The sequence below is a fragment of the Halobacteriovorax vibrionivorans genome (assembly GCF_003346865.1).
In the GTDB taxonomy this organism is placed as follows: domain Bacteria; phylum Bdellovibrionota; class Bacteriovoracia; order Bacteriovoracales; family Bacteriovoracaceae; genus Halobacteriovorax_A; species Halobacteriovorax_A vibrionivorans.
This window is the reverse complement of the sequence record NZ_QDKL01000003.1, coordinates 174,232-189,893: the sequence shown is the minus strand read 5'-3', so window position 1 is coordinate 189,893 and position 15,662 is coordinate 174,232. Positions and strand designations below refer to the sequence as shown.

Annotated in this window: 12 protein-coding genes; 11 read left to right on the top strand and 1 reads right to left on the bottom strand. The window is 33.7% G+C overall.

What is annotated here, in order from left to right; genetic code table 11:
- Positions 1 to 4: 4 nt before the first annotated feature.
- The 11 genes from DAY19_RS11770 to DAY19_RS11700 all read left to right on the top strand — a co-directional run bounded on the left by DAY19_RS11770 (position 5) and on the right by DAY19_RS11700 (position 14,590).
- Complete coding sequence (locus DAY19_RS11770; protein WP_158536891.1) at positions 5 to 7,279, top strand: PKD domain-containing protein; 7,275 nt, start codon at positions 5 to 7, stop codon at positions 7,277 to 7,279.
- Positions 7,280 to 7,349: 70 nt separating this feature from the next.
- Positions 7,350 to 7,739 carry a hypothetical protein gene (locus DAY19_RS11765; RefSeq protein ID WP_133296958.1) on the top strand — a complete coding sequence of 130 codons (390 nt, stop codon included), beginning with the start codon at positions 7,350 to 7,352 and terminating at the stop codon, positions 7,737 to 7,739.
- Positions 7,740 to 7,763: 24 nt separating this feature from the next.
- Positions 7,764 to 8,285, top strand: a complete 522-nt coding sequence (locus DAY19_RS11760; RefSeq protein ID WP_115362670.1) for an RHS repeat domain-containing protein — start codon at positions 7,764 to 7,766, stop codon at positions 8,283 to 8,285.
- A 294-nt stretch (positions 8,286 to 8,579) separates the two neighbouring features.
- On the top strand, positions 8,580 to 9,059 hold the full coding sequence (locus DAY19_RS11755) for an RHS repeat-associated core domain-containing protein (RefSeq protein WP_115362668.1): 480 nt from the start codon (positions 8,580 to 8,582) through the stop codon (positions 9,057 to 9,059).
- Positions 9,060 to 9,361: 302 nt separating this feature from the next.
- Positions 9,362 to 9,880 (top strand): RHS repeat-associated core domain-containing protein, encoded by a 519-nt coding sequence (locus DAY19_RS11745; RefSeq protein WP_199506659.1) that lies wholly within the window; start codon positions 9,362 to 9,364, stop codon positions 9,878 to 9,880.
- A gap of 281 nt (positions 9,881 to 10,161) precedes the next feature.
- Positions 10,162 to 10,689, top strand: a complete 528-nt coding sequence (locus DAY19_RS11735) for an RHS repeat-associated core domain-containing protein (RefSeq protein WP_115362661.1) — start codon at positions 10,162 to 10,164, stop codon at positions 10,687 to 10,689.
- 275 nt (positions 10,690 to 10,964) lie between these two features.
- On the top strand, positions 10,965 to 11,507 hold the full coding sequence (locus DAY19_RS11725) for an RHS repeat domain-containing protein (RefSeq protein WP_115362657.1): 543 nt from the start codon (positions 10,965 to 10,967) through the stop codon (positions 11,505 to 11,507).
- Between the two features lie 214 nt (positions 11,508 to 11,721).
- Positions 11,722 to 12,234: an RHS repeat-associated core domain-containing protein gene (locus DAY19_RS11715; protein ID WP_115362653.1), complete on the top strand. Its 513-nt coding sequence runs from the start codon at positions 11,722 to 11,724 to the stop codon at positions 12,232 to 12,234.
- 172 nt (positions 12,235 to 12,406) lie between these two features.
- Positions 12,407 to 12,874: an RHS repeat-associated core domain-containing protein gene (locus tag DAY19_RS11710; RefSeq protein ID WP_115362651.1), complete on the top strand. Its 468-nt coding sequence runs from the start codon at positions 12,407 to 12,409 to the stop codon at positions 12,872 to 12,874.
- Between the two features lie 307 nt (positions 12,875 to 13,181).
- Positions 13,182 to 13,694 carry an RHS repeat domain-containing protein gene (locus DAY19_RS11705; RefSeq protein WP_115362649.1) on the top strand — a complete coding sequence of 171 codons (513 nt, stop codon included), beginning with the start codon at positions 13,182 to 13,184 and terminating at the stop codon, positions 13,692 to 13,694.
- 395 nt (positions 13,695 to 14,089) lie between these two features.
- The gene (locus DAY19_RS11700) at positions 14,090 to 14,590 is read left to right on the top strand and encodes an RHS repeat-associated core domain-containing protein (protein ID WP_115362647.1); all 501 of its coding nucleotides are present in this window, start codon (positions 14,090 to 14,092) and stop codon (positions 14,588 to 14,590) included.
- Positions 14,591 to 14,875: 285 nt separating this feature from the next.
- On the opposite strand, the gene DAY19_RS15400 is transcribed toward DAY19_RS11700, so the two are convergent.
- Positions 14,876 to 15,427, bottom strand: coding sequence for a tyrosine-type recombinase/integrase (locus tag DAY19_RS15400; RefSeq protein WP_233500280.1), 552 nt, complete (start codon positions 15,425 to 15,427; stop codon positions 14,876 to 14,878).
- Between the last annotated feature and the right edge of the window lie 235 nt (positions 15,428 to 15,662).

Sequence of the window (15,662 nt, the reverse complement as noted above, 5' to 3'; positions counted from 1 at the left end):
GTCTGTGATTAGCTTAATCCTAGTGTTGTTAACAAGTATCTCAGTTTATGCTGAGTGTAGTGTGCCAGATAATTATGATCCAAGTGTACGATGTCGATCTAACAGTGTCGTTGTAACAAATACTCAAGAACTAAATGATTACCTTAATGATTTTGGTCGAGATAAAAACCGATATCAGGCTTTAACAATTGATGGGATTATTGTTGCAAGCCAGCTCAATATTTTCTCGCCTTGTGGGATCAAGATTAAGAGAAACTCAATTATTCAAGCAAATAACCTCTGTGTAAAATCAGGAAAAAAATTAACTCTTGAGGATCAAGTTAATGTCATGTCCAACGTTATTGATTTAAGTAGTAATGTTCAAAAGCTTACTATTGGTAAATCAAATACATTTCAATCGGGACAAATGAATATCTCTTCAAATGATATTATTAGCGTTGGAGACTCAACATCACTTCAGGTTTCTGGCGAACTTTCAATAGCAACCACGAGCAAACAAATTGCTTTCGGTAGCTCAAATATAATAAAAGTAGGTACATTAAAAATAGTATCTGGTGACAATATTTCTTTTAATAAAAGTGCAAATATAGATGCCTCTGAGGATATTGAACTAATTGCTGACGTGGAAGATAATGCATTCATTAAAATTAAAAATGATGCAAATATCAAATCAAAGAATTTTACAATGAAGTCAAATGGACTTGCGGTAATATCAAATGATTCACACTTTACAATCGAAGATTCAATTCTAATCCAGTCACTACAAAGTTATGACTCTTCTGCTGTAAGACTTCATCGAGGCGTTGAGTTTAACGCGAAGAAGATTTCATTACTATCAGACGTTGAGGTTAATCTCGGAGCAGGTCTTGTTATAACAAGTGATATTGCTCACCTTGACGCTGAAAAATGTGTCATAAGGCCAACAAGTATTATAAACGCAGATGTAAAAACAGGGAGATGTTTTGGCGTTGTTGATATAAATTCCAAACCTGTTGCAAAGCTAGGATTTGATAAGAAGCTTATATTAAATAATAAATACATCTTAGACGGTAGTGAGAGTTACGATTTAGACTCAGAGCCTCTTAGTTATAATTGGACTGTACTAAGTTCTCCAACAAATGCAGACTATGATTTCATAAATGTAAATACACCATTTGCTGAATTTGTCTCAAGAACGTTAGGTGAGTATGTTTTTCAATTAGAAATTTCTGATGGCAAAGATGTTGACTCAAAGACAGTGACTATCTCTTCACTAAATCTTAGTCCTCAAATTACAGAATTAAACTATGTTAATTCTGAATTAGGAACTCAAGTGCAGCTTTCACCTGAAGTCGTTGATTACGAGGAAGATAACCTTACTTATAGTTGGAGTTTAATTGAATCACCAACAGGAAGTACTGCACAGGTAATTGATGGAAATTTAAAAAATGCAAAAATAACTCCAGATGTTGATGGACAGTACATACTTGAGCTTTCGGTTAGTGACGGTTCTCTTGCTAAGACTTCTAAATTTATTTTAACTACCCAAGGTGAGTCTTATGATATGTCTTTAGAAGATATAAGAGATGCCGTCAGAGGCGTAGATTATAATGTCACAGTCACTGGTGAATTTAATAATTTCAAGTGGAATGTTCTATGGAGTGAAGTTGGTGATATCTTGTCACCATCTGATACGACTCTACCAAATGTGACATTAATTTCATCTGCACTTGGAAAGGCAATTATTCAAGTTCATGCATTAAATAGTTTAAGTAAGGACGTTGTAGAAACTTTTGTTTTTGAATCTATTAATCAGATACCTTTAGTTAATATTGTAAATGTAAGTAATAGCACTATCTTTGAAGTTGGCTCAAGTGTTCAATTAGATGCATCTTCTAGTTCAGATGCTGATGGTGATAACTTAACCTTTTCTTGGGAAGTGCTTGAAAGGCCAGAGGGTTCTACTCTTGATTTAAGTACAAATACAAGCTCGGTAACTTCTTTTGTAGCGGATCAAGCTGGTGAATATACGATAAAATGTATAGTAAATGATGGATTCGATACCAATTCCTCAACAATAGCTTTTTCAGCTAATACTAGGCCAGTTGCAAACTTCACAATTGAATCTAAAGCTTATCTTGGATATTTTGTTGATGTTCTTGGAAGTGGAAGTGATGCTGATGGCGATGGCCTTGTTTATACATGGAATATTGAGTCTGCACCTGATGGTAGCATGACATCATTTAGAGATAATGGTCGAGATACTTCTGGCTTAATATTTGATAAGGTAGGCTATTATACTATTTCACTTGTTGTAAGTGATGGAAGCTTTGATTCTCAAAAAGTAAGTAAATCTATTCAAGTATTGGAGTTTGTTAATAATCCTCCTGTTATTGAGGTGCTAGATGCAAAGACTATTTCCCTTGGTGATGAATTTAACTTTAATGTTCCTGTTGTTGATTCTGACACACAAGCTCTATCTTTTGGATTAGTTGGTGATGTTCCTGAAGGAGTAAAGTTTGATCCTCTCACTGGTCATTTTAAGTGGCATCCTGGTAAGGATCAGGCCGGAGAATATAATTTTAGATATTATGTATATGATGGAGACAATAAAGTATTTGGTGACATTGATCTTATTGTAAATGGAGTGAGTTCTATTGATCCAACTATCATTGTCGGAAGTGTCGCTGACTCTAATGCTACAACTGGTGACGGTGTTGAAGTTCCTGTTGTGGGAGCAACAATTTCAATTATTGGAACTGATATTGTCACGACAACAGATCATAAAGGTCAATTTATTTTAAAAGATTTGCCAATTGTTGATCAGTATATTTTTAAAATTGACTCATCAACTGCTGAACTTGCTCCTGATGGCAGCAAGTATGCAAACTTCATTGAAGCAATTCACGTTATACCAAATGCAACAAATATCGTTCATAGACCATTCTACGTTCCAAGACTTGCAATGGATTCGATTACTGATGTCGTTCCTGATGAAGAGACAAATGTAATAAATGATGACTTAGGAATTGAGGTCATTGTACCTCCAAACTCAGCTAAGAATAAAGATGGAACTCCATTTACAGGGCAATTGTCTGTATCAGTTGTTCCTAAGAATTTAGCACCAGTTTCGTTGCCGGATAAATTCAATCCTGCAATGCTAATTACGGTTCAGCCTTCAGGTGTAAAATTTGAAGAGCAAGCAAATATCACGTATCCAAACTTAGATAACCTTCCTCCTGGCCTAATCGTCGACATCTATCAGATGAATGATGCTTTAGGACGATTTGAAGTTGTTGGGAAATCTAGAGTTAGTGACGATGGAAAAAGGTTGGAACTCGTAGAGGGTGGGCTAGTTAATACTAGTTGGGGTTTCACCGCTCCGAGACCTCCTGAACCACAAGAAAATGATCCTGATGAAGATGACGATGATCCAGGTGATTGTACTAAAATAGATAAGAGTAAAAGAAATAAGCCAGAAGAAATTGAAGACTGTGGTAGTACTATCCTAACAACTACTGGTGAATTATTTCAAGACTTCTCTATTGATAGCTATAAAACATTAGGCAAGGAAAGAACTCTCACGTTCTCTTATGGAGCAAAACAAGCGCATGGGATTGATATTTATGAATTTGAAGTTCAAAGACCTACGGCTGCTCCTCTTAAATATAATGCAAATGTTACATTAGGTGGAATGGAGTCTCCTTTTACAATTGAGGTCCCGATATTAGAAGGGGATGAGTTTTTCGAATATGAGCAGTTTGATGTTAAAGTCCCTTTTGATTTTAGTAATTTCAATACAGGACTCCATAAAATTAATGCTAAGATCGAGTATCATTTTAGTGAAACATCGATGGTTTCGGCCAATGTGCATGAAAATAACGACCGTTATTACCATGTTGTAAATTATCGAGACAGTGAGTTTGGAAATGGATGGACGATTTCTGAGCTTGAAAGAATCATTCCAAGCGATGGCGATGATTTTATGTATCTTTATAATGGCTTTAGTGCTGCAACAATCAGAAAGAAAGATTCTGGCTATACTCTGCCAAGGGCCTTTAAAGGGGAAATACGTCTAGAAAATGGAGTATTTGTTATTGAGTACACTGATAAGACGAAGAAAGTTTTCAATACGGAAGGATTTCTATCGTATGTTGTTACCAGAAATGGAGAGCAAACTTCTTATATTTACGATAGTGAAAATAGAATTTCTAAAATCATCGACCCAACGGGTAAGGCATTTGAGTTTGAATATCAAGACAACTTACTTTCAAAAGTTACTGATCCATTTGGAAGATTAACTGAATTTGTATATTCTGAAGATAATACTCTTATTGAGGTGAGGAAACCTGGTAATCGAGTACTAAAGTATAATTATGATAAAAATCTAATGATTTCTAAATCGGATGAGGAAAATCATGTAACTCAATATTCATTTAATGAATACGGTCAAGTCATTTCAATGATTAAACCAGATGGCCTAAGGACAGATTATTTTACTCCATTTAATATTAATTATCATAAGAGAGTTGATGAAAGTATTGCACATGCCTATGAGGCAAAGCATGCAGTTTCAAACTTTTACAAAAAACCTGCTCGAACTGTACTAGATTATTCAGGAATTAAAACTTATGCAAGAAGGCCCGAGCAATTAATCTCTAATCTAAGAGCAGTAAAAAGAACACAAGAGTATTGTCTCCAGGATACTAGACCTATTTACGGAATGAAGGGGGAAGGAGATAATCGTCGATGGGGAGTTGTTGGTCATAGCTCAATTCCTTATTGTATGAAGCGTGATAGTAATGGAAGATTAACAAATATCATCGATTCAAACGGTGGCGAAGAATACCTAGCATATGATGCCGTTGGGAATACAACACTTAGAGTTGATAAAACTGGGCGCTCTAAGAGGTATGTGTACGATGATTTCAATAATCTTATTCAATACGCTCCTAATGTAGACCTCGATAATCCTGTTATTATTGAATATAAGAATGGAACTAGCTTTGTTAAGTCCATAACTGACAGAAATGGTAATAAGACAATTTTTAACTTAGATGATCGAGGAAATGTAAGGGAGATTCTTGATAGCAATTATAATGTGACTAGGCTTAGTTACAATAACAAAGGACAAGTTACACAAGTTTCTGATGCAAAAGAGAATAAGACACTAATAGAGTATGATGAATATACAGGAAATATGACGAAGGTTACTGATTCTCTAGGTAATTCTGTGGAGTATTCATTTGATCTTAGAGGTAATATTAAGACGATTACTGATCAGCTTGGGCGAACAACTACAATGACGTATGATATTGTCGATAATTTACGTTCAGTCAAAGACTCAGAAGATCGTCTTACATACTTCGAGTACGACAAGAAAAACAATCTTGTAAAAGTCACTGATTCAAAACAAGGGGTGACTCAGTTTGTGTACGACACTAGAGATAGGGTTGTTGAAAGAATTGATCCTATGGCACAGTCTGAATTTTTCACTTATGATGATGAAAATAATGTTACTTCACATATTGATAAAGATAATCGACTGACGATTTTTGAATATGATGATCAACAAAGACTTAAAGAAGCATCGTATTCTGATGGAAACTTTTTAAAGCTAGACTATGATAGTGAAGGCAGAGTGATTAAATCAGAAAATAGTAACTCTAGTTATACAATCTCGTATGATAATGAGGGACGTGTAAAAACGGTTTCAAACGTTGCTAATGAGTTTACACCTGAGTTTTCATATACAAATACTTATGACAACAATGGAAATATTGAAGTTGTTAATACATCTTTAGGCCAAATTCTAAATGAGTATGATAAGTTAAATCGTCTTATTTCAATTACTGCTTTTAATCAGAATCCAATTAAGCTTACATATGATAAGCTTAGTAGAAGAACAAAACTTGAAAATATAAACTCTACTGTTGATTACAGTTTTGATAAGATTTCAAGACTTGTTAAAATTGCTACAAATAATGATTTTCTTCAAGAGTTTGGTTACGACAAAACTGGAAACAAGACTTCTATTTCTCAAACAAGAACTCCATTTAGTAAGTTAAATACAAGCCTAAGTTTTACATACGACAAAACAGGACAGATCTTGACTGCAACAGGACCTGTTGCAGGCCAAGCTGATGAATCATTTGAGTATGATGAAAATGGGAACCGTATTTATTATCCGGGCAACACAAGTCCTGCACAATATGATGCAAATAACAGACTTACTGAAACTGAAGATGAACTACTAACTTACGATAACTCTGGTAATACAACTTCTATTGTTGAAAAGGCAACTGGTCATACAACAATGTATGAGTGGAATAGCTTAAATCAGTTAACAGGAATAAAGTTTTATAACTCTCTTCCAGAAGGTGCTTATAAGTCCGTTGAGTACAAGTACGATAGCTTTGGCCGAAGAACTTATAAGAAGATTAATGATCTCGAGTGGTCTTATGTTTATCATAATGAAGACATAATTGCTCAGTATAGAAAGACTGGAACAGGATTTGAGCTTGTTAAGAAGATCATTCATGGACCAGGAATTGATGAACCGTTAGCGGCTATAGGCGATGGTTATACTCAGACATATGTTGCCGACTCGCTTGGTTCGATTGTGAAAGTAGTAAAAGATAATGGAGAGTCTGTCGATATTGCATATAGTGCATTTGGAAAAATGAATGTATTCAACTCAAATGGAGAAGCAATGCAACTATCAGAAACTAGTGACATGATTTATGGTTACACTGGACGTGAAGTTGACCCAGAATCGAATTTATATTACTACCGAGCGAGATATTACAATCCTAGCGCAGGCCGGTTCATGAGTGAAGATCCGATCGGGTTCAGTGGCGGAGACTTTAATAAGTATAGATATGTTTTTAATAACTCAAAAAATAATATAGATCCGTCAGGTCAAGTTACTATCGGTGCTATTTTGTCATTGGTAAATGGTATTGCAACTGCTGCTACGGTCTATCAACTATATGAAGTCTATAGTGATATAAAAAGAATAGAGAGCATGGCAAATAGTAATAGTTCTTTGATAAACGAATTAAAGAAGAAGTTAGATGATAATTGCTTATCAGAATCTGAAAAAGCAAAGATTAAACGACAGATTTTATCATTACAAGCCTTGGTTGATGCGTCAGATATTGAGCTGTCGTATAGAAAGAAGTCGTTTTTTGCTTTGGCGGCACGAGAGGCAACAGTAGCTAAAATAGCATCTATGTCTAACTTTAATCAACTAGATGAATTTGCTTCGTCAGTTTTTACTAATTTACTTGGTGATTAGAATGTTGACATATCAAATAGTACCATCAAAGAAGAAAAGTTTATTATACCTTGTAGCATCTACTAGTTTAGTGCTCTTGTTATTCTCTGGTAATCTTGATTCTTTTAAGGACTTATTTCAGGATCACGGCCTAGAAAAGTTGTTTTCCTGGGGCTACCGATTCATTCTTGGTATGTTTGTTTTTCTTTATTTTGAAAATAGAATTAGAAAAGGAACGATTGTAGTAGATAATATTAACTCACAAGTTGAAGTTACCAGCGCTTATCAGTTAGGAGTTGTTGAATTATCTGAGATATATGATTTAGAAAAAATATATACGCAGCTTGATCCGATATGGGGTTATTATGTATTTTCTCAATCTGGAAAAAAGACTTTAAAACTCAAGATCAATAAAGTGTTTCTCAATGGGAAAGTTTGTGCTGTCGCTGATCTTATTAGCTGTTTGCGTAAACATTCCTAATTATAATTTAAGAGGTAGAGCTACTTGATTATTGAAAACGAACAAATACATTCTAACTTTCGCAACAGGGATTACAATCCTGGCGTCGGTCGGTTTATGAGTGAAGATCCGATTGGGTTTAAAGGCAAAGACTTTAATCAGTACCGTTATGTAAACAATCGTACTCTTGATTTTAATGACCCGAGTGGAAATGGGCCTGTGGCGTATGGTGTATGCCTTGGAATATCGTTTTCTGCTGCTTTTATTGCAGCACTACCAGATTTGATGCATTACTCAGACTTAATCGAGATATATAATTTAGAAATTAAAAGTAAATTATCCCTTATTAAAGACTTAGAAAACGAGAGTGAGAAACCTACTTGTTCGGAAACTGAAAGACTTAATAATGATGATATAATATCTGACCTTGAAGATGAGATAAAAGTTTTAAAATCTAAAAATGTAATTTTAACTTCAAAGCTTTATGGGACCGGGACGGCGGCTGCAGTGGGTGTTGGCTTACTAAATAAAGCATGTAAGATACTTCTTCCGATACCGGGTCTGTAATGAGTATACTACAGAGGATAAAATGTCCTAGATGTGGCCATGTCGTAGAATATAGGAGTGTAAAACACTTTATATATTTGATGGGACAAGCAAACGATATCCTGTGTTCAAAATGTGGATATAAGTTTTCATCTAAGGCAAATATGTTGTTTTATATAATAGGTTTCTCTTTGTTTTTTTTAATTACTTTTTATTTTTTTGATGGACTGTTTTATATAATACGTATCTTTTGATAAGAGCTAAGAACTAACTGATAAGCTGATTATATCAAGAAAAGGTTTGGATATTTTATAGATGTTTTTTACAAATAAACAAATAAATTCAAGTATTCTCAACAGGAATTACAACCCTGGCGTAGGCCGGTTTATGAGTGAAGATCCTAAGGACTTAAAGGGCGGGGATTTTAGTAATTTATATCGTTATGTTACAAATAATTCACCTAATCTAACTGATCCATCAGGTGAGTCTCTTGTTTTAGGTATTGCTTGTGAAATTGCTGCTGGTATCGATGCAATTGGTACATCTATAGAAATTGGGAATATGACTGATGTAATTGATAAAATAAATGAAAGACTTAAAGCTTTATCAGAAACGAAGTATGACCTAAATGTTTGTAGTGAGAAGCGAAAAGCTGATAAGGAAGAAAGAAAGTATCTAGAGAAGCTAAAGAATGACATGTTGATGAAGAAAGCAGCCGCAAATGCTGACTGGGGTTATAGAGCCGTAGCGACACAGGCAATATGTGCTGGATTATTGGCCTTACCGACAATATAGGACTTTTTATGAATGTAAGTATTTATATAGCCTGTGTTGTAATTATTATTACCTTGATGATTTGGGCCGAAAAGTCTTATCCTAAAGAGATTGATAAAAATCTTTCTTTTACTGATAGGTTTATAATTAAGCTGCCATTTTGTATGTTTTTATTCAGCTTGCGATATACAAAATTTAATGGCTTGAACAGGTATAAATGTAGAAAAACAGTGCTTGATGTTTTTATGTTTATAGTAATCGCTGTTCTTGTAGGAAGCTTGAGATATACTTAGTTATCACTTGAATTTAATGGGAAGTTATAGTTGAAGATTACTAATGTTTACATTGGAACAATATATAGCAACAGGTATTACAATTCTAGCGTCGGTCAGTTTATTAGTGAAGATCCGATCGGGTTCAGCGGTGGTGACGCAAATATGTACCGCTATGTTAAAAATAATCCATTAGTTTATTTTGACCCTTTTGGTCTTGATAAGGCCATTTATAAAAAAGGTGTACACAAAGTAATTCGAATCTTTAAGGAAGGAGAATATGACTTCTATATTGATTTTTACCCTGAAGATAATCCATCTGAATTGGATATTTTAACAATACTAAGTGGTAAGGCAGTTGTTAACATAACAGATGAGTTCGATTTAAGTGGTTATGAATTAGTTGATTATAAGAAAACTGACGTTGATGAAGACATAGAGACTCTAAGCGAAGCGTATGATCTTAGGGAAAGAGCTGAAGACGGTGAATTGAAATACAGCATTTTTGGCGGTGGACCTGCTGGAGACTATGCTCAATGTCGAGGTGTCAGCAATGAACTTTTCAAGTAAGACTCTTGAAACGAAAACATTTAGTAATATATTAAATATTGTTCTTTATGTTTGTTTATGTTTCACGTTTTATTTTCTAGGTTATGTTGGTGAGCTCAGTTTTATATTGGATGATAATCTAGTTTATATTTTTACGGTTGTACCTGTTTTAAGTATTATTACTTTATTGGCATTGTTAAAAGTTAGAGCATTGTATCGACTAGGAGTAGTTTTTGTATTACTGATAACGATTTATCTCTCTTTATCAAACCTAGCGGATCAAATATTAAGAAAGTAGGAATATGGGCATAATACATAGTTTTAGTATGAATTATAATAACTCTCGCAACAGGTATTACAATCCTGGCGCAGGCCGGTTCATGAGTGAAGATCCGATCGGGTTCGCCGGTCGTGACATCAATTTTTATAGATATGCTGGAAATAATTCAATTAATAAAAATGATCCTAATGGAAAGGTTTCCGTGCAAGCAGTTTGTTTTGCTGTAATAGGTGGCTCTGGAATCATAAATACTGCATTTGATATCCTTGAATTACGACAGATCCTAGAAGATGGTGAAATGTTAGCAGATTACTATAATTCTCTTGCTGATGAGTTAGAAAAAGAAAAAAATGAATGCACTAACAGGTTACGGAAAAGAAAACTTGAGAAATTGATAAGAAAATATCGTGATGCTGCAATAGATTCGATAAACGATTCAGTTGATGAAGCTCTTAAGCGTGGAAAGGATTTATTACCAGGAGACTTACTACAAACAGCATCTTCCTTGTCTTGCAATGGGGTAGGAAAACTTCTTAAGAGGCTATTTTAATGTCTCTTAAGTCAGTTGGAGTCTGGGAATTTGTTTTAATAGGATGCGTACAGTTGGCCATGCTTTTTATTGAGAAGAAGGTTGAAAAAAATTCTTTTTCCCTTAATGCTCTGAAGTACTCCATGGTCTTTTGTTACTGTGGAGCAGTTTTGAGTTTTTTCAATAGAGACTATGAAGTATTTATAATTCTTGTCGTCACATTGAGCTTTTTTGTAATTTCTTTACTGTGTACATTATTTAATTATATAAAATACAAAAAAGATATTTGATAAGCCATGCTAGATTATAAAGGGTTATTTCTATATTTTCACAACAGGAATTACAATCCTGGCGCAGGAAGGTTCATGAGTGAAGATCCGATCCATTTTTGGGGTGGGGATTCAAATTTATATAGATATACTTATAACAGACCTCTTTTGTTTATTGATAGCTTTGGCTTAAGTGCAAATGATGTAAAACGTATGGCTAAAATTTTTAAAAAAGCAGTTAAAGAATTGGACGATAAGGGTTTGAGAAGAAAAGGTACTGGTTATTTAAATGGTATTTTAAATAATATTGGTTCTACTTTACAATGTGGTTATATTGGATGTGGAGCTCAGGCAGAATATGTCGCAGACATAATGGTTACTGATGCTCTAGAGAATGCATTTGATGACAACTGGACATTTGAGGTTGTAAATGTGACACCATTTCATCAGAGACTTGAGATAAAGTCTTCTAATCCTGATGATCCAAAAATAATTGCTGACCCTTGGAAAAATGAATTTGAAGAGAAGTATAAGCCAAAGACTTGCGACCCTAACAGGAACAAAAGATGAGTCGTGCTAAGCTTTTTATTCATATATTTATAGATGTTTTTTTTCTTTTATTTATAGCAACTATTCTACCAAACTTACTTGGTCCTAAGGAGCAATATGAGTTGAATCAAATCATATTATTTGGTGGACGGTTTTTAATGTTATTTTGTTTGTTTGATTTAGCTAGAATAATATTTAGATACTTTAAATTAAAGAAATAGTTGGTGAGTTAAGATTGGAAAAATTAAATATTCAGTTACATTCATACTTTTGCAACAGGTATTACAATCCTGGCCTTGGCAGGTTCTTGAGTGAAGATCCGATCGGGTTCAAAGGTAAAGATTTGAATTTATTCCGATATGTTAACAATCAAGCTTTAAGTAAAATTGACCCTAGTGGCTTATTTCACTTCGACCCTTGGAGAGAAAAAGAAAGTTTAATTGAGCAATTTTTTAATGCATTATCCGACTTCTTTAATGAATACTTTAATATGCGTGAGAGAAACGTAATTAACTCAGATAAGTATTTTCATTGCATGGCAAATTGTAGAGCTTCAAATAGAGGAGATATTGGAATGTCTACCGCTGAAGACTTAGGTGACACAAGAGAATTTTTAGATAAACATTTAAAAAACGATAGTGATAAAGATTGTGATGCAGATCAATTAGCTAATAGGACAGGGCGAAACCCTTCAAGAAAACAAAGTTGCGAACAAACTTGTAGAGGCTATCGTGTCGACGGTCTATAGAGCCTTAATTTTAATTTTGTTCTTTTTATCCATGTTGAGCTGCGATAAAAAAGATAAATGTCTAGATAGTGGGGGCTGTTGGGACTCTAATAACAAGACTTGTAGGTTTAGTAAAGATGAACAGAAGTATTGTGATAAAGAAAAATAGGTGTATTAATAGAAGAAGTGGGGAATGGTCAGTTTGATTAACCATATACATTCATGCATTCGCAACAGGAATTACAATCCTGGCCTTGGTCGGTTTATGAGTGAAGATCCGATTGGGTTCGAAGCTGGTGACTTTAACTTCTATAGATATGTTAGCAATCAGCCCGTTCGTTATACCGACCCAAGTGGAAATGTGTCGCCAGCTTCCTTAGGCGTTTGTGGTGTAGCTCTTGTTGCAGGTGGGTTGTATGACTATATTTCTAATATTAAAAATGCATTAGATTTACAAAAGGAGTATGAGGCTAAATTAAAAAAGCTAGAGGATGAAGAAAAAACATGTAATCCATCTCGAAAAGATGAAATCCTAATAGAAAAGGCAGAGCTCCTATTAGAGTACGAAAAAGCAGGGCTTTTGAATGCGGCATTTACATTTCTCCCAGGTGCTGGCTCTTATTCCGCTGTTGGTGTTTGTATCGCAAGTTTTCTTTTCTAGGTAGATTATGAAGATTAAATACTTTTTTTGTTTTTTTATTATGATATTTTTTTTACTTAATGTTCTAACTTATGTGAAATTAATACTGATGTATAACGATTTTGCAAATGGAATGTTTTTTAGACTTGATAACTTTTTAATACGTTTAATATTTTCTTTTTTGATGGCGCTACCAATATACTTCATTAAGGATAGACTTAAAGTTAAAGTGTTTTTAAAGCGCTACACTGTATTTGTATTGATTTCAATTACAGTAGGGATGTTGTTTATTATATCCTATAGCATATAAAAAGGTTCTTAATATATTATGTTAAGTTTTCTAGATTTAAATTCATATCTTTACAACAGGGATTACAATCCTGGCGTAGGCCGGTTCATGAGTGAAGATCCGACTGGCTTTAAAGGTAAAGATCTTAACCTGTATCGATATGTTTCTAATAGTCCCTTTCTTTATATCGATCCATTCGGTTTTTTTGGTACAAGTAAATGTGATTATTACGATCAAGCTTGTCGGGCAAATGGTGGAACTTATGAATGTAAAGTAGCTCCATTTCTCTGTCCAAAGTTTCCAAGTGGTGAAACTGGTGCAGGAAATGTTTCTAGTTGCATGAGACAATGCCTTCAAGAGAAGCATAGAGATAGAATGAGTAATCGATATCAATGTAACCCTGATAATAACATTAGTGTTACTGATAATACTGGAGACCATCTTAGTTGTGCATTTAGTTGTATTGAGAATTCTGAAAACCCTTATGATTCAGATGGTATGGATCTGCCTGACAATGATATAGACCTGTTTGATATTATTGGTACGAAGTAATGTTGTATTATAGGATTTGGAATGGATCGTATCTATTTATTGTTTTAATATGTTTTATTTATAACTTTTTAAATAGTTCTATTGTCATCTCTATGGATACTATAGTTCTGTATATAATAACAGTTCTGACATTGCTCGCAAGTTGGTATTTGTTAGAAGTAAAAAAAAGATTAGGTTATGTTTTTAGTCTATTTATATCTGTTTCTAGAATGCTTTCAACTATTTTAATTATGAGTTTAATATTTTCTTATATAATTGGATATCTTCCGACGGGCCCTGTTTGGTATTTTTTATTACAAAAGTCTTTATTACTGATGGAGTTTGTCTGTATTGTTTATTTAATATTAGAGATTTTCTATTTTAGATACTTAAAGAAAAATCTCAAGGTAGAGTAAATGATTTTAGATCTAAAGCAACCACATTTAAAATGTCGCAACAGGTATTACAATCCTGGCATTAGCCGGTTTATGAGTGAAGATCCGATCGGGTTCAACAGTTCTGATTACAATAATTACAAATATGTAAAAAATAATCCTGAGCGATTCGTAGACCCTGAAGGTAGTAAGTATGTCTCTGTAACTTGCTCCGTACTTAGCGCTGGGCTTGCAGGATCTTCTTTTGTTGATGCTGCTGAACTATCATCTGAGTACAGTCTAAAGGTTAAACAATTAACAGAGATACAAGAGGAGTTAGAACTTTGGCGTTTGAAAAAACGAAGAAGTGATAAAATGTGTACAGATAACGCATTAGTAGATATTCGTATTAAATATCTTCAGAAGCAGTCTCTAAAAATATTAAAAGACCTAAGTTCAATTACTAGAGAAAAGGCAATCAGTAATGCAATTGGAGTTGGATTTAGTATTGCTGCAGCTGCTTGTGTTCTTTTACCATTTTAAGGTTTTGTATGCAGGATTATATATCAATTTTAGTAATGGTTTTAGCTTTGTTAAGTCAGATATATCTTATAAAATATAAGTATGGAAAATTTGAAGGGGTGCATCTTTTTGCAATTTTTGTTACATCTTTGATTTTTACATTTTCCATATATAGGATCTTAAAGATTATATATAGGTAGGGGAATACTCATAAAATTAAGTGTAGAAAGAATCCATTTAAGTAATCGCACGAGGAATTACAATCCTGACACGAATTTTCATAGAGTACTTACACGAGAGTCTTAGTTATATATTATATGGAGATATATTCTCAAGTGTAGAAGATTGCAAATTACCATAAAGATCAATTGTCATACGTATTGATTTATGGCCGAGTATAGACTTAAGTTGATACATTTCTCCTTTGTTCTTGAGGAAGTTATATGCAAAAGAATGCCTTAAATCATGACAACTCCAATCCTTATACTTAATAGGGTGTTTCTCTTTGAACTTAGCTAAGAAGCGCTGCACCTGGTGTCTAGACTTCCTCTTTCCTTTCTTATCTGCAAATATATAAGTTGTGCATATGGAGTCTTCATAGAGTTCTTTGTACATTCTTGTGATTTCTTTGCTTATTTGAATTGTTCTATTATCTCCATTTTTGGTCTTGTAAAATGTAATTTTATTCAGTGTTATATCAATATCAGACCATTTTAATCTTAAGACTTCCGACATCCTTGCACCAGTATGTATTAATGTGCTGAAATACAGCTTCCAAACCAATGAGCAATAATTCAAGTTTTTACTTATGTAATGTATGTCTTTTGAACTAAGGATTACTCTTTTTCTTCTCGGCATTTCATTTTGCTTGAAGTTAATGTCTTGTAGTACATTTCTATTAATTATTTCATTTTCTAATAGCCATTTGAAATAACAGTTTATTTGACACTTTATATGGTTCATATTTCTTTCTGAATAATTATTTATAATGCTATATTCTTTAAGCCAGCTTTCCAGTAAAGTAGTAGTTATTTCTCTACTTAGAAGGTCGCCAAAATATAAAGTAAATGCTTTAGTGTGATTTTTTCTTGTT